Source organism: Klebsiella oxytoca NBRC 105695, assembly GCF_001598695.1.
In the GTDB taxonomy this organism is placed as follows: Bacteria; Pseudomonadota; Gammaproteobacteria; order Enterobacterales; family Enterobacteriaceae; genus Klebsiella; species Klebsiella oxytoca.
This window is the reverse complement of record NZ_BCZK01000001.1, coordinates 783482-800975: the sequence shown is the minus strand read 5'-3', so window position 1 is coordinate 800975 and position 17494 is coordinate 783482. Positions and strand designations below refer to the sequence as shown.

Sequence of the window (17494 nt, the reverse complement as noted above, 5' to 3'; positions counted from 1 at the left end):
CTCCCTCAACGTTGGCCAGTTTACGAAGAAACCGGCGCGGGTGATTTCAGTTAACTCTGATTTTGCTGCGGATTGGCCGGGAAAATAGCGCCCAGTACGGTTGCCTGCGACGCGCCGGTCACGGAAGGGAGATTGCCGGGTAAGCCGGCGAGGGTACGCCACGCCAGCCACGCGAAAGCCAGCGCTTCCATATCATCACCGCTTATGCCCGCCTCATCGGTCGTCGACACTTCGGTTCCCGACAACAGCGCCGCCAGACGCGCCATCAGTAGCGGGTTACGCGCACCGCCGCCGCATACCAGTAGACGCTCGCAGCCTCCGCTTAGCAGCACCTGTTCGCTGATGCTGACGGCAGTCAGTTCGGCCAGGGTCGCCTGGACATCCTGGGCACGAAGCCCCGGATAACGCGCCAGATGCTGCGCGAGCCAGCCGTAGTTAAAGTATTCGCGCCCGGTACTCTTCGGCGCCGGCAGGGCAAACCAGGGATCGCTGAGCATATCCTGCAGCAGCGGCAGCACAATTTTCCCCTCGCTGGCCCACTGCGCGTCTTTATCATAGGGTTTGCCGCACTGGCGCCAGACCCACGCGTCCATCAGCATGTTGCCTGGCCCCGTGTCGTATCCACGTACCGGCTGCCCCGGCGCCAGTAAAGAGAGATTGGCAATACCGCCGATATTGAGAATCATGCGGCGCTCTACCGGATGCGCCAGCAGCGCATGATGGAAAGCAGGAACCAGCGGCGCCCCCTGCCCCCCGAGCGCCATATCGCGGCGGCGAAAGTCTCCAACCACGGTTACGCCGGTGCGCGCGGCAAGCTGATTATTGTCGCCTATCTGCATAGTGTGCGGCGCATCACCCGTTGGCTCATGCCAGACCGTTTGCCCATGGCAGCCGATGGCGATGATATCTGCTGCCTGTAGCTTTTCCTGAACCATTAGCGCCAGAACCGCATCGGCAAACAGCCGCCCCAGCCGCGTATCCAGCCGCCCTAGCTGCGAAAGCGTGAGCGGCTGCCCCTGACAGATAGCCAGAATCTGTTCTTTAATCGCAATGGGGATGGGATACGTCAGGCTGGCCTGCTGGGCGACCAGATCTTCATTAATTGCTGCAAGCACAACATCCACACCATCAAGGCTGGTGCCGGACATGACGCCGATAAAGCGGCCTGATTTCATACGCTTTCCTTCATTCCATGACTCTCGTATATCCCCACACTCCACCATAAACGAGGGGGTAATGCTATGCTGCTATAATACTTTTTAACAATACAAGCAGCGCGATGGTACTTAGCGTAAAGAACTTATGTTTAGTTTAGGTTGAGACGACTCTGATTATTATTTTTTGTATAGTCACGGTATCTGCTATGCCAGCAGACGCTTAAATGCCATATAATTGGCTACAAGGAAGTTCAACAGAACGCTTCTTGTGAACAGGAGATTCATAAATGATTTTACGTGTTTTGGCTGTCTCGATGATTGGTTTTACGCTTGCAGGTTGCGTCAGCAACAGCGGCCTGTCCGGCGATGTTTACTCCGCATCCGAAGCCAAACAGGTCCAAAGTGTGACCTACGGCACCATTGTGCATACCCGCGCGGTTCAGATTCAGGGCGGAGATGAAAGCAATGCTATCGGCGCCATTGGCGGCGCGGTGCTCGGTGGTTTCCTGGGTAACACCATCGGCGGCGGCACGGGTCGCTCTCTGGCAACCGCAGCAGGCGCTGTCGCGGGCGGCGTAGCCGGTCAGGGCGTCCAGGGCGCAATGAACAAAACCCAGGGCGTTGAGCTGGAAATTCGCAAAGATGATGGCAACACCATCATGGTGGTGCAGAAACAAGGCAGCACGCCGTTCTCAGTCGGACAACGCGTGGCTATTGCCGGCAGCGGCAGCCAGGTTACCGTATCCCCGCGCTAAATCTTTTCCCTGCGGCCCTTGCGGGCCGCTCATTTATATAAAATATGTATCATTTATCATTATAAATAAACACTGAAAATATATTTATATTTTTCCGCCTACCCTCCACAACTTGCGCCTGCTCAATATTCTCCCCTCCGCTATCAAGTAATCTGCACCCTATATTACGCAAAACATTTACGACAGAGACGTCGTTTTACCTTTGCCCTTTTATTCAGGGATGTTGACTATGTTTATTAATCTCAAACGCTTGCCTGACAGGCTATTTCTTTACGCTGTCGTATGCGGTTTTTCTATTGCTACGATTAATTTCGTTACCGGCTCATTAATTCATCGTATCTCTACAACTTCATCAATGCTGTTTCCTGTATTGACTATTTCACTGATGGGTTTCCATATTATGATTGCCTGTTTTATGGGCATGAAATATCTGTGCGATAAAAAGCAGCTGTACCTGGCGCCAATAGCCTTCGCTTTTGCCTGTTCGGCCCTGTTGATGCTCGGGACCATAGGCAGCTACCCGGACTGGCTGGTATGTGCCCAGGGTCGCGTCATCAACCAGAATGACGCGCTAATTTTTTATTTTTTCCGCAACGTCATGATGGCCGTTTTATTTATAACTTCGATCGTTTTATATCGGCTTCGCCACCGTACCACTCATTCAGGAAAGATTCACGGTCTGGTACTGCTGGGTTGTTTTATTTTGATCGCCGCAACGCTCATATTGTCGTGGGTTCATTCCAGCAACTCACCATTACTGAGCATTGAATTCATTGATAATCTGACCTATACCTTTACGCCGCTATGGCATAACCGGGTTGGCTGGGTATTAATTGGCACATGGTCATTTACGCTGATTTTACTTATTAGCCTGACCCGGCTACGCAATATATTCTGGTACAGCGGCGCTTTTTTTTGTACCGCCTATATATTTACGCTGCTGGTTCTGCTCTCCACGGTCAACGGTAACGCTCATTCCTGGAACCAGGCGCGGCTCTTTGAAACGCTGAGCACTCTGTTTTTGATTTTAGTTCTGCTTGTGGATGTTTTTATCCTCTACCGGGAGTCAAACGAAAGGTACGTTCGCTCGTACCAGAATTCTATTCGCGATCCCCTGACCCGGCTGTATAACCGCAGCTATTTCTACGACACGCTGAATCAACGATTAACAAAAGTCTCTGCATCACAGCCGCTATCGGTCATTGTCTGCGATCTTGACCGCTTTAAGCGCATCAACGACACGTACGGCCACGTGCAGGGAGATAAGGTCATTCAGTTTGCTGCCAGCGTGCTGCAGAATAACGTGCGCCAGGAGGACATTGCCGCGCGTATCGGCGGGGAAGAGTTTGCCCTGCTGCTGGTCAATATCGGCGCCAACGAAGCGCTGGCCATTGCCGAACGCATCCGCCTGTCCGTCAGTGAACAGCATGAAGGGTTACCGGAAAGAATGACCATCAGTATGGGGGTTTTCACCACTCAGGATGCGCATGTTGCGGCGGAGGAGTGCGTCAAGCGCGCTGATACCGCCATGTACGAAGCGAAAAACACCGGGCGTAATCGCGTAGTCGTCTGGCAGGCGTAAATAAAAAAGAGGCCTTGAGAAGATTCAAGGCCTCGTTAAGGTCAATCTTTTGCCTGGAGATCGAGGATGTTGTGTTCAAGTTTACGAATCAAATTGAGCAGCGTTTCCACCTCTTCTTTAGAAACACCGGCCAGAATCTCATCACGCGTTTTGCCGATAACCTCTTCCATTTCGTTGATCAGGGGTTCGGCTTTTTCGGTAAGCTTGATACGTTTTGCCCGCCGATCGTTTGCACAGGTCTGGCGAGAAATAAGCCCCTTTTCCTCCAGCTGGTCGAGCGTGCGAACCAGCGAAGGCTGCTCAATACCAATGGCTTTCGCCAGCTGAATCTGCGACTGTTCAGGCGGCAGCTGGTGAATGTTATGCAGCGTGACCCAGTGCGTCTGCGTTAACTCCAGAGGTTTCAGGCGATGGTCGATTAGCGCGCGCCAGACGCGTACCAAACGTGCCAGATCAGAACCAAGTGGCGATTCCAATTTCATCTCCTTATAATTAGCTTGCTAAGTTATTATACTGATTTTAGAATAGTGTGCAGCATTTAAATTACCAAAACAAATGAATTACCTGATTCACTAAAATCAGAACAATGATTTACAATGTGAATAATCGCATAACCTGAACATTCATCCTGAAACGGCAAAGGATTTTTGCTTGTGAAACTGAGTCTTAACACTACCGGATTGCCGCTCCAGGACCTGGTGTTCGGCGCTTCGGTCTATTTTCCTCCTGTCTTTAAAGCCGTTCTGCTGGGCTTCTTTATCTGGTTGGTCGTTCATCGTCAGCTGCGGGACTGGATGTACGCAGGTGAAATCTGGCACCCCCTGCTCATGGATCTCTCCTTCTTTGCGCTCTCCGTTTGTCTGGCGCTGGTTTTACTGACTATCTGGTAATGTTCATTACATGAAGAAACTAAAATATTTATCCACGCTGCTGGTCGCCGCGCTGGCCATTATTGCCGCCTGGCTGGTCTGGAATTACTACACGCAGTCCCCGTGGACCCGCGACGGGAAAGTCCGGGCCGAGCAGGTAGGCGTCACGCCGCAGGTGTCCGGGAGCATCCTGCAGCTCAACGTACGCGATAACCAGCTGGTTAAGGCCGGTGAAGTGCTGTTCAGAATTGATGATACGCCTTATAAAATTGCGCTGCTCAACGCCCAGGCCCAGCTCGACAAGGCTCGAGCTGAAGTTGCCCGCGCGCAGGCTGAACAGAAAAAAGCCGCCAGCGATGCCGCTCGCCGACGCCATCTCTCCGAGAATTTCATCTCCGCAGAAGATTTAGAAAACGCTAATACTGCGCTTAATACCGCTAATACTAACCTGGCAGCGGCTAAGGCCGTCGTGGGAGCCGCCCTGGCCACCCTCGATCATGCCCAATGGCAGCTCGCGCAGACCGAAATTAAGGCTCCGGTTGACGGCTGGGTAACGAACCTTTCGACCCGCATTGGCGACTACGCAACCGTAGGCCATCCGCTTTTTGCCCTCGTCGACAGCCACTCCTTTTACGTGATCGGTTATTTTGAAGAAACGAAACTGCGTAATATCCGTCCCGGCGATAGCGCGCAGATCGTCCTCTATAGCAGCAAACAAAAGTTACAGGGTCACGTAGGCAGTATCGGACGCGCTATTGTCGATCAGAGCGTAGAGAGCGGAAGTGGTCTGGTAGCGAATATTAAACCGAATATTCCCTGGGTACGCCTTGCCCAGCGCGTGCCGGTGCGCATTGAGTTTGACCATCTGCCGCCGGATATCACGTTGGTCTCCGGTACCACCTGCACCGTTGCCATTGGCGCGCAGTAATGAAGCTACAGGCCCTGACGTGGCGCTCTCTTCCCTGGATTAAGGCCAGCCGTCCGCAGTGGCGCTATGCCCTGCGTAACGGGATTGCCATGTGCCTGGCGTTGAGCGTCGCCTACTGGCTGAATCTTGACGAACCCTACTGGGCGATGACTTCCGCCGCGGTAGTCAGCTTTCCCACCGTCGGCGGCGTGATCAGCAAAAGCTTTGGCCGTATTGCCGGCAGCCTGCTCGGCGCCTGCGCGGCGCTGCTGCTGGCCGGCCATACGCTCAACGATCCGTGGCTATTTCTTTTTAGTATATCGGCGTGGATAGCTCTCTGTACCTGGGCCTGCGCGATGTTCACCAATAACGTCGCCTATGCATTCCAGCTTGCGGGCTACACCTGCGCGATTATCGCTTTCCCGGTTATCAATATTACCGATGCTAACGAACTGTGGACTATCGCCCAGTCGCGCGTCTGCGAGGTTATCGTCGGTATATTGTGCGGCGGGCTAATGATGATGATTTTACCGAGTACCTCCGACGGCACCACGCTACTGAGCGCGCTAAAAAATATGCATGCCCGCCTGCTGGAACACGCCAGTCTGCTGTGGGTCCCGGAAACAACCGATGCTATCCGCGCCGCGCACGAGAGCGTGATTGGGCAAATCCTGACCATGAATCTGCTGCGCATTCAGGCCTTCTGGAGCCATTATCGCTTTCGCCGGCAAAATCCGCTGCTCAACTACCTGCTACATCAGCAGCTACGAATGACCAGCGTCATTTCGAGCCTGCGGCGGATGCTGCTTAACTGGCCCGCCGCGCCCGCTCGTACTCGCGAGATTCTGGAGTCTTTGCTCAGCGAGTTAGCGCTTTCAAACGCCGATGCTTACAGCGTTGCCCGCATTATCGCGCCGCTTGCGCCGCCCGCCGATGCCGACTACCGACACATCGCCTTCTGGAAGCGCCTGCGCTATTTTTGTCGCCTGTATCTGGAGAGCAGCCGCTGGCTCAAGCGCATCGAAAACGCCACCGCGATCACCGAATTCAACGTACCTTCCGCACCCGCGCTGGCCCGCCATACCGATCAGGCCGAAGCTCTCTGGAACGGAGTTCGCGCTTTTTGCGCGCTGGTGATGGTCGGCGCATGGGGTATAAGCACCCAGTGGCAGGCCTGCGCTGCAGCGCTTACTCTGGCGGCTATCTGCTGCGTGCTCTATTCGGTTTCACCCTCACCGTTTAAATCATTAACGCTTTTAATGCGTACCCTGATCCTGCTTTCGCTCTTTAGCTTTGTCGTGAAATTTGGCCTGATGGTGCAGATAACCGATTTATGGCAGTTTTTGCTATTTCTGTTTCCCCTGCTGACCACCATGCAGTTGCTCAAACAGCAGATGCCAAAGCTCGCCGGACTGTGGGGGCAGTTGATCGTTTTTATGGGCTCATTTATTTCGGTCACCAACCCGCCGGTGTACGACTACGCTTCGTTTCTTAATGATAATCTGGGAAAAATCATTGGGGTAGGACTTGCCTGGCTGGCTTTCGCCATTATCAGTCCAGGTTCAGACGCGCGTAAAAGCCGTCGGCACATCCGTGCGTTACGGCGTCACTTTGTCGACCAGTTGAGTCGTCGTCCGCAGCATAGTGAACATGAATTTGAGTCGCTGGTTTATCATCACATTAGCCAGCTTAGCAACAGTCAGGATGCGCTGGCGCGCCGCTGGCTGCTGCGCTGGGGCGTCGTGTTACTCAATTGTTCCCACGTGGTGTGGCAACTACGCGACTGGGAAACGCGCTCCGACCCGCTCTCGCAGGTGCGCGATCTGTGCATTAGCCTGCTGCGTGACGTGATGAGCGAGCGCGGCGTTCAGCAGCGCCCTCTCGCTTCAACGCTGCAGGAACTGCAGCGCATCTGCGACGCGCTTAATCGCCACCACCAGCCCGCCGCCAGAGAGCTGGCGGCGGTTATCTGGCGACTCTGGTGCGCCCTGTCTCAGCTGGAACAGGCGCCGATCGCAGGAACGTTGACGGAAAGGACTACTTGATGACGCCGCAGGCGAAGCGCTCGCCGCCACCGCCGAGAGGCTGCGGGCTGTCGGACATATTATCGCCCCCCACGTGAATCATCAGCGCCTTGCCTTTCACTTCATCGAGGGTTTTTAAACGTGGCGCGACCACCGGCTGGGTGGCTTTTCCGTCGTTATTAACCACCAGGAACGGCAGATCGCCGAGATGACCGGCGCCGTCAGGACCTTCATGCTTTCCGGTGTTTTGCGGATCGTAATGTCCGCCGGCTGCGCCAGCGGCGACGGCTTTACCTTCTTTGATGGCCGGCTGGCAGCTACCGTTGGCGTGAATATGGAAGCCGTGCTCGCCGGGAGGCAGCGCTTTCAGGTCCGGAGTAAACTCGAGACCTTTCGCGGTTTCACTAATTTTCACGCTACCGATGGCCTGACCAACGCTCTGGCTGGTCACAAGATTGATATCGACGCTTTCGCTGGCCGCCTGCGCGCCCGCACAGGCGGCCAGGGTAAGTATGGCGAGAATACATCGTTGCATAACACCTCCTCAATGGCTCTATCACTATTCAGTGTAGGCCATTGCTGAGGTGTCGGTGTTTACGGAACGTCGTAGCCTAAGGCCGCTTTGCGAATGCGGAACCACTGCTGACGGCTCATATTTAGCTTTTCAGCGACAACCGCCGAGCGCACGCGCTCAATTTTTCCTGAACCGATAATTGGCAGCGGCTGCGACGGCAGACGCAGGATCCAGGCGTACACCACCTGCTCAATGCTTTCCGCATTGAGCTCCTGAGCGACGCGGGCCAGCTCATCGCGCAGCGGCTGGAAGCTTTCGTCGTTAAACAAACGACCGCCGCCGAGGCAGGACCAGGCCATCGGTCGGATACGCAGCTGCTGAAGCTGATCGAGCGTACCGTCAAGCAGCAGCGGCTGGTGAACCGGGGAAATTTCCACCTGATTAGTCGCCAGGGTAAACGGCAGGCGCGACTGCAGCAGGGTAAACTGGGCGGGGGTAAAGTTCGACACGCCGAAGTGGCGAACCTTGCCGCTATGATGTAAAGCCAGGAAGGCCTCAGCCACTTCGTCAGCATCCATCAGCGGGTCCGGGCGATGAATCAGCAGCAGGTCCAGATGGTCGGTCGCCAGATTACGCAGCGACTGCTCCGCGCTCAGCACAATATGGTCGCGGTCGGTAATATAGTGGCCGATGGTATTTTCTGCCCGCGCTTTCGTGGCAATTCCGCATTTGGTGACGATCTCCATCCGGTTGCGCAGATGGGGCGCCAGCTTTAGCGCTTCGCCAAACGCCGCCTCACAGCGATAGTCGCCGTAAATGTCGGCATGATCGATGGTGGTGATGCCTAGCTCCAGGTGTTGCTCCACAAAGCCCACCAGCGCCTGAGCGGACATCTTCCAGTCCATCAGACGCCAGTAGCCCATCACGAAACGAGAGAATTCCGGCCCCTGGGGAGCCATAGCAATACGCTGAACCATAACAGCTTCCTCAATAAAAAAGTGTCCTGAGTATACGCAATTTTTTGCTTAAAACAGTGAGGGTTGCTGCGGTTCTTCCGCACTATCCTGCTTAGCTGCGCGTAATTTACGCAGCAGCCGCTGGCGACACAGACGCAGAACATCCTGCTTTTGCGCATCGCTCATTTTCTGCCAGTTGAAACGCTCATCGCGGCTACGCATGCACCCCCGGCAGTAGCCGCGTTCATCAGACTGACAAATCCCCCGGCAGGGACTCTGTACCGGGAAGAACTCCAGTTGTTCAGCCACTTCGCCTCTCCAGCCGCTCATCTCTGTCTTTATTGAAGACGTTTCATCCGCCGTACGCAAATTTTGTTCGTCGCCCTCTGCGCCAGGCAGCATTTTTAATTATGGCTTGCATTAGACCAATCGGTCTATTACAGTGAGCGCCATGAACAAACACAGTGAATGCAATACCCGCGAACATATCCTGGCCACCGGCGAGCAGCTTTGTATGCATCGGGGTTTTACCGGTATGGGGCTGAGTGAACTGCTAAAAACAGCGGAAGTGCCGAAAGGTTCTTTCTATCACTATTTTCGCTCTAAAGAAGCCTTTGGCGTAGCGCTGCTCGACCATCACTACGCCGGATATCTTCAGCGCCTGGTTGAGCATTTTGCCCACGGCGAGGGAAACTATCGCGACCGCCTTTTGGCCTATTATCAGCATGCGCTGACCCAGTTTTGCCAGCAGGGCATCATTAGCGGCTGCCTGACGGTGAAGCTGTCGGCAGAGGTCTGCGATCTGTCGGAAGATATGCGCACCGCGATGGATAAAGGGGCCAGTCAGATCATTACCCTGCTGGCCGATGCGCTGGAGCAAGGCCGTCAGGAAGGTAGCCTCACGTTTGACGGTGACGCATTAACGCTCTCGCAGGTGCTTTACTCTCTGTGGCTGGGGGCGAATCTGCAGGCCAAGATTACGCACAGCGCAACGCCGCTGGAAAGCGCCCTGGCCCACGCTAAAAAAATTATTGCTGCGCCTGCCCTATAACAGGCGTTTTTATTTAACCCGTTTCAAGACGACCGGTCTACTCAGGAGTCATTATGTCAGAATCAAAGTTGTTTACCCCGTTGAAAGTAGGTGCGGTAACCGTGCCGAATCGCGTGTTTATGGCTCCGCTAACGCGTCTGCGCAGTATTGAGCCGGGGGATATTCCCACCCCGCTGATGGGCGAATACTACCGCCAGCGCGCCAGCTCCGGCCTGATTATTTCCGAAGCGACCCAGATTTCCGCTCAGGCTAAAGGCTACGCGGGTGCGCCAGGGCTGCACAGTCCGGAACAGATTGCCGCATGGAAAAAGATCACCGCCGGCGTCCACGCTGAAAACGGGCGTATTGCCGTCCAGCTGTGGCATACCGGGCGTATTTCGCACAGCAGCATCCAGCCCGGCGGCGCCGCCCCGGTTGCGCCATCGGCCATCAGCGCGGGCACCCGGACTTCGCTGCGCGACGAAAACGGCCATGCCATTCGCGTTGACACCTCAATGCCGCGCGCGCTCGAAACCCACGAGATCCCAGGGATCGTTGATGATTTCCGTCAGGCGGTAGGTAACGCCCGCGATGCCGGATTCGATCTTGTCGAACTGCACTCCGCCCACGGTTACCTGCTGCACCAGTTCCTTTCCCCTTCTGCCAACCATCGTACTGACCAGTACGGCGGCAGCGTGGAAAATCGCGCTCGCCTGGTGCTGGAAGTGGTTGATGCGGTGAGTGAAGAGTGGAGCGCCGACCGTATCGGTATTCGCGTCTCGCCCATCGGCAGTTTCCAGAACGTCGATAATGGCCCGAATGAAGAAGCCGATGCGCTCTATCTGATCGAAGAGCTGGCGAAACGCGGTATTGCCTACCTGCACATGTCCGAACCGGACTGGGCTGGCGGCCAACCGTACAGCGATGAGTTCCGCCAGAAAGTGCGCGACCGTTTCCCGGGCGCTATTATCGGCGCGGGCGCCTACACGGTTGAAAAGGCCAACGATCTGATCGGTAAAGGGCTGATCGATGCCGTGGCCTTTGGTCGCGACTACATTGCTAACCCGGACCTGGTGGCGCGCCTGCAGAAAAAAGCCGCTCTGAACCCACAGCGTCCGGAAAGCTTCTACGGCGGCGGCGCGGAAGGTTATACCGATTACCCTACCCTGTAATCCCTCCATTGATAGCGGCGGGTTATCGCCGCTATACTCAACGCTCTGATGTATCAAAATAAACTGCATAGGGGACATTATGCGCTTACTTCACACCATGCTGCGCGTTGGCGACCTGCAACGTTCTATTGAGTTTTACACCAATGTGCTGGGCATGAAACTGCTGCGCACCAGCGAAAACACTGAATATAAATACTCGCTGGCATTCGTGGGTTACGGCGAAGAAAGCGATACCGCCGTGATTGAGCTGACCTACAATTGGGGCGTGGATAAGTACGATCTCGGTAACGCGTATGGTCATATTGCGCTGAGCGTTGAAAACGCGGCGGAAGCCTGCGAACGTATTCGTCAGAACGGCGGCAATGTGACCCGTGAAGCCGGCCCGGTTAAAGGCGGTACGACGGTCATCGCCTTCGTCGAAGATCCGGATGGTTATAAAATCGAGCTGATTGAAGAGAAAGACGCCGGAAAAGGCCTCGGCAACTAATCTGCTGCGGGCGCCCGCGGTGCCCGCTGTTTTATCCCCTTCCTGCTGCAAGCCGCGGCAAAATTTGCCATAATGCGCGCTACTTTTTTCCAGCTAAGAGAATCTGATGTCCGAGAACGCTCAACTGAATGGTCTGTGCGACCGTTTTCGCGGTTTTTATCCAGTGGTAATTGATGTTGAGACCGCCGGATTTAATGCCAAAACCGACGCCCTGCTGGAGATCGCCGCTATTACGCTGAAAATGGACGAAGAAGGCTGGCTCATGCCGGACGAAACGCTGCATTTTCATGTTGAACCTTTTGAGGGCGCTAACCTGCAGCCCGAAGCTCTGGCTTTTAACGGTATTAACCCCAACGATCCCGAGCGCGGCGCGGTGAGCGAATACGATGCGCTGCACGCGATTTTTAAAATGATCCGCAAGGGCATGAAAGAGAGCGACTGCAGCCGCGCTATTATGGTCGCGCATAACGCCACCTTCGACCATAGCTTTACCATGGCGGCGGCAGAACGTGCGGGGCTGAAACGTAATCCATTCCATCCGTTCGTCACCTTCGATACCGCGGCCCTGAGCGGTCTTGCGCTTGGCCAAACGGTATTGTCGAAAGCCTGTATCGCCGCCGGAATGGCATTTGACGGGACTCAGGCCCACTCTGCGCTTTACGATACCGAACAAACGGCGCAGCTATTCTGCGAAATCGTCAACCGCTGGAAGCGTCTTGGCGGCTGGCCCTTACCTGTGGCCGAAGAATAAATGAAAAAAAAGCGACTTCACGGGAAGTCGCTTTTTTATTTAAAGCAAAATTACTCTGCTTTCGGCTCGTCAGTTTTGGACTTAGCGGCCGTTTCTTTGATCAGCTGCTGCAGTTCGCCGCGCTGATACATTTCAATCACGATGTCACAGCCGCCGACCAGCTCACCGTCTACCCACAGCTGCGGGAAGGTTGGCCAGTTAGCGTATTTAGGCAGCTCCGCGCGGATGTCCGGGTTTTGCAGGATATCGACGTAGGCAAAACGTTCGCCACAGGCAGAGAGCGCCTGAACGGCCTGAGCGGAGAAACCGCAGCTTGGCAGCTTCGGAGACCCTTTCATATACAGCAGGATCGGGTTTTCAGCGATTTGACGTTGGATTTTTTCTAAAGTCGTGCTCATTGTCGTGCTTCCTTAAACTTCTCTACGGCAGTAATTTGTCATTGTAGCGCCCTGAACGCAGGACCGATAATAACATTTTTTTCACTTGCTACATTTTATCTTCTGTAGGCAAAAGTTGCCTCAAAAATATCATTTTATTGCTATACGCAGCAACGCATTGCGCGTTTTTCATGCGGCGAGCCCGCCGGGAGACGCATTTTTTTGCAAATGTTAACCAAACGAGACTTTAGATACAAAAGAGTATTAACTTTCCACGATTTTATGCTTTAGAATCGATGCGTTTTGTCATTCATCGTCAGGCATAGGTATATGTCTGTAATTTAATCAGGGGATTGCTCAGTGGCGCGTCTTAACAAAATCGCGATTTCGCTCTGTGCATTACTTTTCACATCTATTTCACTTACGCCGCTGGCGCATGCTTCCGGGCATACGCACGCTTCGGCCACGCCCAAAGCGCATCCGGCTAAAGGCACTACCGCAGAGCGTAAGAAAAAAGCAGCCAGTTCCAAAAGCAAAACCACCGCCAAAACCTCCAGCAAAAAAACACCGACCGCCAGCCGCAGCAAAACAACCGCTTCACGCCAGACCGCCAGCGCCACCAAAAAATGCGTCCTGCGCAAGGGCTACAAAAAGCTGTGCGCCAGCTCGACAAGGTCGATTGCGGAAAGCAAGCTGGCCGCGGCGAGCCTGCAGAAAAAGTGCGTGGCGCGTAAAGGCTATAAAACCCGCTGCAAACCCATTGCCGACGAGCCGCAGCTGACTATCGCCGATGCGCATAAAGCGCGGGTACAAAAAGCGCAAAGCACCGCGATGTCAAAGTTGATGGATCAGATTGGCAAACCTTATCGCTGGGGCGGGACCTCTCCGCGCACCGGATTTGATTGCAGTGGTCTGGTCTATTACGCCTATAAAGACCTGGTTAAAATTCATATTCCGCGCACTGCCAATGAGATGTATCACCTGCGCGACGCTCGTCCAGTGGATCGCGGCGAGCTGCAAAGCGGGGATCTCGTCTTCTTCCGCACCCGCGGGCGCGGGACGGCAGATCACGTCGGGGTATACGTCGGCAACGGCAAGTTTATCCAGTCTCCGCGCACCGGTCGCGATATACAGATTACCTCTTTAAGCGACGATTACTGGGTACGCCACTACGTCGGCGCGCGTCGCGTTATGACGCCGAAAACCATTCGCTAAATGTGCCTTGTCGCTGCGGCGACAGGGTAACTCTCTCTTTTGCCACATCTTTTAATTTGCTACTATTACCTTGCGCAATACAGGGTTATTGCGCGCACCAGACCCAGAATAATTGCAGCAGCATCACAGAACGCCCTGCCGTTTTGAACCGCGCTTGCGCAGGCCTCAAAGGGGCGAGGCATAAGCCGAGTCTTGCGGCAGCTCAGCGCATCCCGGGAGCGAACAACAGTACATGACCGGGGTAAGTGCAGGCAGTTAATACAGATGCCGCTGGGATTATGAAGGGTATAACGATAAAAAGGAGAGTAGCAATGTCGTTCGAATTACCTGCATTACCATATGCAAAAGACGCCCTGGCGCCGCACATTTCAGCGGAAACCCTGGAATACCACTACGGTAAGCACCACCAGGCCTATGTGACTAACCTTAACAACCTGATCAAAGGCACCGCGTTTGAAGGCAAAACCCTGGAAGAGATCGTGCGTTCTTCCGATGGCGGCGTCTTCAACAACGCCGCGCAGGTCTGGAACCACACCTTCTACTGGAACTGCCTGGCACCAAACGCCGGTGGCGAACCGGAAGGCGAACTGGCGGCGGCTATCGCTAAATCCTTCGGCAGCTTCGCGGATTTCAAGGCCAAATTCACCGACGCGGCGGCAAAAAATTTCGGCGCAGGCTGGACCTGGCTGGTGAAAAATGCCGACGGTAGCCTGGCCATCGTCTCTACCAGCAACGCCGGTACGCCGCTGACCAGCGACGCTACCCCGCTGCTGACCGTGGATGTCTGGGAACATGCGTATTACATCGACTACCGTAACGCCCGTCCGAACTATCTGGAACACTTCTGGGCGCTGGTAAACTGGAAGTTTGTTGCCGCTAATCTGGCAGCATAAAAGCCAACCGCAGAAGCATTGCTGCTTCTGCGGTTATTATTTCACTTCACGTGAACTTAATGGTTAGCAAACGCCTCTTCCGGTTGCGCCCGCCCGCTGAACAGCACCAGCAGTAGCGCTACGCCCGCGATAATCGCTCCCATCACCGGTACGAACGCATATCCCAGGCCGCCGGATATAACCGCGCCGCCCGCCGCCGCGCCCAGCGCGTTACCAAGATTGAAGGCCCCGATATTAACCGATGAAGACAGCCCCGGCGCCTCATGAGCGACGCGCATCACGCGCATCTGCAAAGGCGGTACCACCGCAAACGTCGCCGCCCCCCAGACAACCATACTTATCGCCGCTCCCACCTGCGACTGAGCCAGCAGCGGGATCGCCAGCATAATGACCATCAGCAGCAGAAGAAAGCCCTTCAGCGTTGCGGTAACGGAACGGTCGGCAAACTTACCGCCGAGATAGTTACCCAGCGAGAAACCGACGCCAATCAGCACCAGCATGGCGGTCACAAACAGCGGTGAAGCGTGGGTGATGGTATGCAGAACCGGGGAGATATAGGTATAAAGCGTGAACATCGCCCCGGCGCCCAACACGGTGGTCAATAGCGCCGACAGCACCTGCGGACGCATCAGCACCGCAAGTTCCTGCTTCACGTCCGGACGTTCGCCGGCGCTGCCCTTCGGTAGCGACAGCCACAGGCCGATCATCGCTACAACGCCCAGCCCCGCCGTTGCCAGAAACGACATTCGCCAGCCGATAGTTTCGCCCAGCCAGGTTGCCGCAGGAACGCCGCCGATATTGGCGATCGTCAGCCCCATAAACATCGTTGCTACCGCGCTGGCCTGCTTATGTTTAGGCACCACGCTCGCCGCCACCACCGAGCCGAGACCGAAGAAGGCGCCGTGGTTGAGGCTGGTAATAATGCGCGACAGCAGCAGCGTAGTGTAATCCGGGGCAATTGAAGAGAGCACATTACCGAGGGTAAAAATGGCCATCAGAAAGATTAGCGCATTTCTGCGCGCGCGGTGGGAGAGCAGCAGGGTCATTAACGGCGCACCGACCATCACGCCGATGGCATAAGCGCTAATGAGCATTCCCGCCGCCGGAATGGACACATCCACGCCTTTAGCAATAACCGGTAATAGTCCCATCGGGGAGAACTCGGTCGTGCCGATACCAAAGGCGCCGATCGCCAGTGCGAGCAGGGGAAAGTTGATTTTCATGCAGGAACTCCATCAGGCCGCCTTCAGCGACGGCATCTTATTCAGAAGTCAAAAGCATGACATCAATCACAGAAAAACAAAAGTAAACGAAATGGCAAAAGATTTTTGCGAAATTGATAATAATAGGCGGGGGGGTAAAGGGAGAGCGGCCCCTCCCTCTCAGTAAAGAATTAGTGCAGTACTGCAGTCAAACCTGCGGCAACAATCAAACCCAGAACAATAATCGTTGTCGTCAGCGAAAACTTTAAATTTGTATCCATCAATTTTTCCCCCTGATTATCCCCACATGAAAAGTGAGCTTGCTCATTTTTACACAGAATAGCGTAAAAATCTTCCGAGATTTAGAGTGATGCACATTTTTGCTCTTCCCCTTTGCCCCAAGATCGGACAAAATCCCACGCTAATTTGAAAGCGTATCGGCCATTGACCCCTTCCTGTCGTTCTGTGTCGTTTTCCCGACGTGATGCCATGATCCATTTTGGCGCCAGGGTGTGTACAGGCAATCGTTTACGTACCGATAAACAGACGATCAGGTCAAGGTCTGGAGTGAGAAGTAATGGCAACTATTAAAGATGTAGCGAAACGCGCAAACGTTTCCACTACAACAGTATCACATGTAATTAACAAAACCCGATTCGTAGCGGAAGAGACGCGCAATGCGGTATGGGCGGCCATTAAGGAGCTGCATTACTCCCCCAGCGCCGTTGCTCGCAGCCTGAAGGTCAATCACACCAAGTCTATTGGTCTGCTGGCGACCAGCAGCGAAGCGGCTTATTTCGCCGAGATTATCGAAGCAGTCGAGAAAAACTGCTTCCAGAAGGGCTATACCCTTATCCTCGGCAACGCCTGGAACGACCCGGAGAAACAGCGCGCCTATCTGTCAATGATGGCGCAGAAGCGCGTTGATGGCCTGCTGGTGATGTGCTCCGAGTATCCGGAATCAGTTTTAAGCATGCTGGAAGAGTATCGCCACATCCCGATGGTGGTCATGGACTGGGGCGAGGCAAAAGCCGACTTTACTGATTCGGTCGTCGATAACGCCTTCGAAGGCGGCTATATTGCCGGACGCTACCTGGTTGAACGCGGCCACCGCGATATCGGCGTGATCCCAGGCCCACTGGAGCGTAACACCGGTGCGGGCCGGCTGGCAGGCTTTATGAAAGCCATGGAAGAAGCGCAGATCGGCGTTCCGGAAAACTGGATTGTCCAGGGCGATTTTGAACCGGAGTCCGGCTATCGCGCCATGCAGCAAATTCTCAACCAGCATCCTCGCCCGACGGCTATTTTCTGCGGCGGCGATATTATGGCCATGGGCGCCATCTGCGCGGCGGATGAAATGGGGCTGCGCGTGCCGCAGGATATTTCGCTGATCGGTTATGATAACGTGCGCAACGCCCGCTACTTCAGCCCGGCGCTGACCACCATCCATCAGCCTAAAGACTCTCTGGGCGAAGCGGCCTTTAATATGCTGCTGGATCGCATCGTCAATAAGCGCGAAGTCTCGCAGTCGATTGAAGTCCATCCGCGTCTGGTCGAGCGCCGCTCTGTGGCCGACGGCCCGTTTGTCGATTACCGCCGTTAA

Annotated in this window: 20 protein-coding genes; 12 read left to right on the top strand and 8 right to left on the bottom strand. The window is 54.8% G+C overall.

Annotation, left to right across the window (positions count from 1 at the left end; genetic code table 11):
* Positions 1–50: 50 nt before the first annotated feature.
* Positions 51–1175 carry an anhydro-N-acetylmuramic acid kinase gene (gene anmK / locus KO1_RS03615; RefSeq protein ID WP_064406838.1) on the bottom strand — a complete coding sequence of 375 codons (1125 nt, stop codon included), beginning with the start codon at positions 1173–1175 and terminating at the stop codon, positions 51–53.
* A gap of 269 nt (positions 1176–1444) precedes the next feature.
* On the opposite strand from anmK, the gene slyB reads away from it, so the two are divergent.
* Together slyB and KO1_RS03605 are read left to right on the top strand one after the other, a co-directional pair.
* Complete coding sequence (gene slyB / locus KO1_RS03610) at positions 1445–1912, top strand: outer membrane lipoprotein SlyB (protein ID WP_004102663.1); 468 nt, start codon at positions 1445–1447, stop codon at positions 1910–1912.
* Positions 1913–2141: 229 nt separating this feature from the next.
* Positions 2142–3494 carry a sensor domain-containing diguanylate cyclase gene (locus KO1_RS03605; RefSeq protein WP_023321119.1) on the top strand — a complete coding sequence of 451 codons (1353 nt, stop codon included), beginning with the start codon at positions 2142–2144 and terminating at the stop codon, positions 3492–3494.
* Between the two features lie 41 nt (positions 3495–3535).
* On the opposite strand, the gene slyA is transcribed toward KO1_RS03605, so the two are convergent.
* Positions 3536–3976, bottom strand: a complete 441-nt coding sequence (gene slyA, locus KO1_RS03600; RefSeq protein ID WP_016810099.1) for a transcriptional regulator SlyA — start codon at positions 3974–3976, stop codon at positions 3536–3538.
* A gap of 171 nt (positions 3977–4147) precedes the next feature.
* On the opposite strand from slyA, the gene KO1_RS03595 reads away from it, so the two are divergent.
* The 3 genes from KO1_RS03595 to KO1_RS03585 are packed head-to-tail and all read left to right on the top strand — an operon-like array spanning position 4148 to position 7315.
* Positions 4148–4384: a DUF1656 domain-containing protein gene (locus tag KO1_RS03595; RefSeq protein WP_004102668.1), complete on the top strand. Its 237-nt coding sequence runs from the start codon at positions 4148–4150 to the stop codon at positions 4382–4384.
* A 10-nt stretch (positions 4385–4394) separates the two neighbouring features.
* Entirely contained in the window at positions 4395–5291 is an 897-nt protein-coding gene (locus KO1_RS03590; protein ID WP_004113442.1) for an efflux RND transporter periplasmic adaptor subunit, read from the top strand.
* Positions 5291–7315: an FUSC family protein gene (locus KO1_RS03585; RefSeq protein ID WP_004102672.1), complete on the top strand. Its 2025-nt coding sequence runs from the start codon at positions 5291–5293 to the stop codon at positions 7313–7315. Before KO1_RS03590 ends, KO1_RS03585 begins: the two co-directional genes overlap by 1 nt.
* Here the strand turns inward: KO1_RS03585 and sodC are convergent.
* Genes sodC through KO1_RS03570 form a run of 3 tightly spaced genes read right to left on the bottom strand, consistent with a single transcriptional unit; the run spans position 7308 to position 9094 of the window.
* Positions 7308–7829 (bottom strand): superoxide dismutase [Cu-Zn] SodC, encoded by a 522-nt coding sequence (sodC, locus tag KO1_RS03580; RefSeq protein ID WP_004102674.1) that lies wholly within the window; start codon positions 7827–7829, stop codon positions 7308–7310. The genes KO1_RS03585 and sodC overlap by 8 nt on opposite strands.
* 59 nt (positions 7830–7888) lie before the next feature.
* The gene (locus KO1_RS03575) at positions 7889–8785 is read right to left on the bottom strand and encodes an aldo/keto reductase (RefSeq protein WP_024274270.1); all 897 of its coding nucleotides are present in this window, start codon (positions 8783–8785) and stop codon (positions 7889–7891) included.
* Between the two features lie 48 nt (positions 8786–8833).
* Positions 8834–9094 carry a DUF1289 domain-containing protein gene (locus tag KO1_RS03570; protein ID WP_153675721.1) on the bottom strand — a complete coding sequence of 87 codons (261 nt, stop codon included), beginning with the start codon at positions 9092–9094 and terminating at the stop codon, positions 8834–8836.
* 121 nt (positions 9095–9215) lie between these two features.
* Here KO1_RS03570 and KO1_RS03565 point away from each other — a divergent pair, with 121 nt between their 5' ends.
* From KO1_RS03565 to rnt, 4 genes are all read left to right on the top strand, one after another.
* Entirely contained in the window at positions 9216–9815 is a 600-nt protein-coding gene (locus KO1_RS03565; RefSeq protein WP_024274271.1) for a TetR/AcrR family transcriptional regulator, read from the top strand.
* Between the two features lie 53 nt (positions 9816–9868).
* Positions 9869–10966 carry an alkene reductase gene (locus KO1_RS03560; protein WP_047719778.1) on the top strand — a complete coding sequence of 366 codons (1098 nt, stop codon included), beginning with the start codon at positions 9869–9871 and terminating at the stop codon, positions 10964–10966.
* A gap of 79 nt (positions 10967–11045) precedes the next feature.
* A complete protein-coding gene (gloA, locus tag KO1_RS03555; RefSeq protein WP_004102689.1) occupies positions 11046–11453 on the top strand; it encodes a lactoylglutathione lyase in 408 nt (135 codons plus the stop codon).
* 106 nt (positions 11454–11559) lie between these two features.
* Positions 11560–12204: a ribonuclease T gene (gene rnt, locus KO1_RS03550; RefSeq protein ID WP_004102691.1), complete on the top strand. Its 645-nt coding sequence runs from the start codon at positions 11560–11562 to the stop codon at positions 12202–12204.
* A gap of 50 nt (positions 12205–12254) precedes the next feature.
* On the opposite strand, the gene grxD is transcribed toward rnt, so the two are convergent.
* Positions 12255–12602: a monothiol glutaredoxin 4 gene (grxD, locus tag KO1_RS03545; protein WP_032728362.1), complete on the bottom strand. Its 348-nt coding sequence runs from the start codon at positions 12600–12602 to the stop codon at positions 12255–12257.
* A 339-nt stretch (positions 12603–12941) separates the two neighbouring features.
* Here grxD and KO1_RS03540 point away from each other — a divergent pair, with 339 nt between their 5' ends.
* Together KO1_RS03540 and sodB are read left to right on the top strand one after the other, a co-directional pair.
* Positions 12942–13796: a C40 family peptidase gene (locus tag KO1_RS03540; protein ID WP_004102694.1), complete on the top strand. Its 855-nt coding sequence runs from the start codon at positions 12942–12944 to the stop codon at positions 13794–13796.
* 311 nt (positions 13797–14107) lie between these two features.
* Positions 14108–14689, top strand: a complete 582-nt coding sequence (gene sodB / locus KO1_RS03535; protein ID WP_004102696.1) for a superoxide dismutase [Fe] — start codon at positions 14108–14110, stop codon at positions 14687–14689.
* A 56-nt stretch (positions 14690–14745) separates the two neighbouring features.
* Here sodB and KO1_RS03530 read toward each other — a convergent pair whose 3' ends face one another.
* Both KO1_RS03530 and cydH read right to left on the bottom strand, forming a co-directional pair.
* Positions 14746–15912 carry an MFS transporter gene (locus KO1_RS03530; protein WP_016810093.1) on the bottom strand — a complete coding sequence of 389 codons (1167 nt, stop codon included), beginning with the start codon at positions 15910–15912 and terminating at the stop codon, positions 14746–14748.
* A gap of 170 nt (positions 15913–16082) precedes the next feature.
* On the bottom strand, positions 16083–16172 hold the full coding sequence (gene cydH, locus KO1_RS28000) for a cytochrome bd-I oxidase subunit CydH (protein WP_049082851.1): 90 nt from the start codon (positions 16170–16172) through the stop codon (positions 16083–16085).
* Positions 16173–16468: 296 nt separating this feature from the next.
* Between cydH and purR the strand changes: the two genes are divergently transcribed.
* A complete protein-coding gene (gene purR / locus KO1_RS03525) occupies positions 16469–17494 on the top strand; it encodes an HTH-type transcriptional repressor PurR (protein ID WP_004102700.1) in 1026 nt (341 codons plus the stop codon).

What these genes read in the sequence shown, in the direction of transcription:
- KO1_RS03575 (WP_024274270.1), bottom strand. Translation starts at nt 8,785, where the DNA reads ATGGTTCAGCGTATTGCTATGGCTCCCCAGGGGCCGGAATTCTCTCGT.
- KO1_RS03590 (WP_004113442.1), top strand. Translation starts at nt 4,395, where the DNA reads ATGAAGAAACTAAAATATTTATCCACGCTGCTGGTCGCCGCGCTGGCC.
- KO1_RS03585 (WP_004102672.1), top strand. Translation starts at nt 5,291, where the DNA reads ATGAAGCTACAGGCCCTGACGTGGCGCTCTCTTCCCTGGATTAAGGCC.
- slyB (WP_004102663.1), top strand. Translation starts at nt 1,445, where the DNA reads ATGATTTTACGTGTTTTGGCTGTCTCGATGATTGGTTTTACGCTTGCA.
- cydH (WP_049082851.1), bottom strand. Translation starts at nt 16,172, where the DNA reads ATGGATACAAATTTAAAGTTTTCGCTGACGACAACGATTATTGTTCTG.
- sodC (WP_004102674.1), bottom strand. Translation starts at nt 7,829, where the DNA reads ATGCAACGATGTATTCTCGCCATACTTACCCTGGCCGCCTGTGCGGGC.
- purR (WP_004102700.1), top strand. Translation starts at nt 16,469, where the DNA reads ATGGCAACTATTAAAGATGTAGCGAAACGCGCAAACGTTTCCACTACA.
- rnt (WP_004102691.1), top strand. Translation starts at nt 11,560, where the DNA reads ATGTCCGAGAACGCTCAACTGAATGGTCTGTGCGACCGTTTTCGCGGT.
- KO1_RS03605 (WP_023321119.1), top strand. Translation starts at nt 2,142, where the DNA reads ATGTTTATTAATCTCAAACGCTTGCCTGACAGGCTATTTCTTTACGCT.
- grxD (WP_032728362.1), bottom strand. Translation starts at nt 12,602, where the DNA reads ATGAGCACGACTTTAGAAAAAATCCAACGTCAAATCGCTGAAAACCCG.
- KO1_RS03565 (WP_024274271.1), top strand. Translation starts at nt 9,216, where the DNA reads ATGAACAAACACAGTGAATGCAATACCCGCGAACATATCCTGGCCACC.
- sodB (WP_004102696.1), top strand. Translation starts at nt 14,108, where the DNA reads ATGTCGTTCGAATTACCTGCATTACCATATGCAAAAGACGCCCTGGCG.
- slyA (WP_016810099.1), bottom strand. Translation starts at nt 3,976, where the DNA reads ATGAAATTGGAATCGCCACTTGGTTCTGATCTGGCACGTTTGGTACGC.
- KO1_RS03530 (WP_016810093.1), bottom strand. Translation starts at nt 15,912, where the DNA reads ATGAAAATCAACTTTCCCCTGCTCGCACTGGCGATCGGCGCCTTTGGT.
- gloA (WP_004102689.1), top strand. Translation starts at nt 11,046, where the DNA reads ATGCGCTTACTTCACACCATGCTGCGCGTTGGCGACCTGCAACGTTCT.
- KO1_RS03560 (WP_047719778.1), top strand. Translation starts at nt 9,869, where the DNA reads ATGTCAGAATCAAAGTTGTTTACCCCGTTGAAAGTAGGTGCGGTAACC.
- KO1_RS03570 (WP_153675721.1), bottom strand. Translation starts at nt 9,094, where the DNA reads ATGAGCGGCTGGAGAGGCGAAGTGGCTGAACAACTGGAGTTCTTCCCG.
- anmK (WP_064406838.1), bottom strand. Translation starts at nt 1,175, where the DNA reads ATGAAATCAGGCCGCTTTATCGGCGTCATGTCCGGCACCAGCCTTGAT.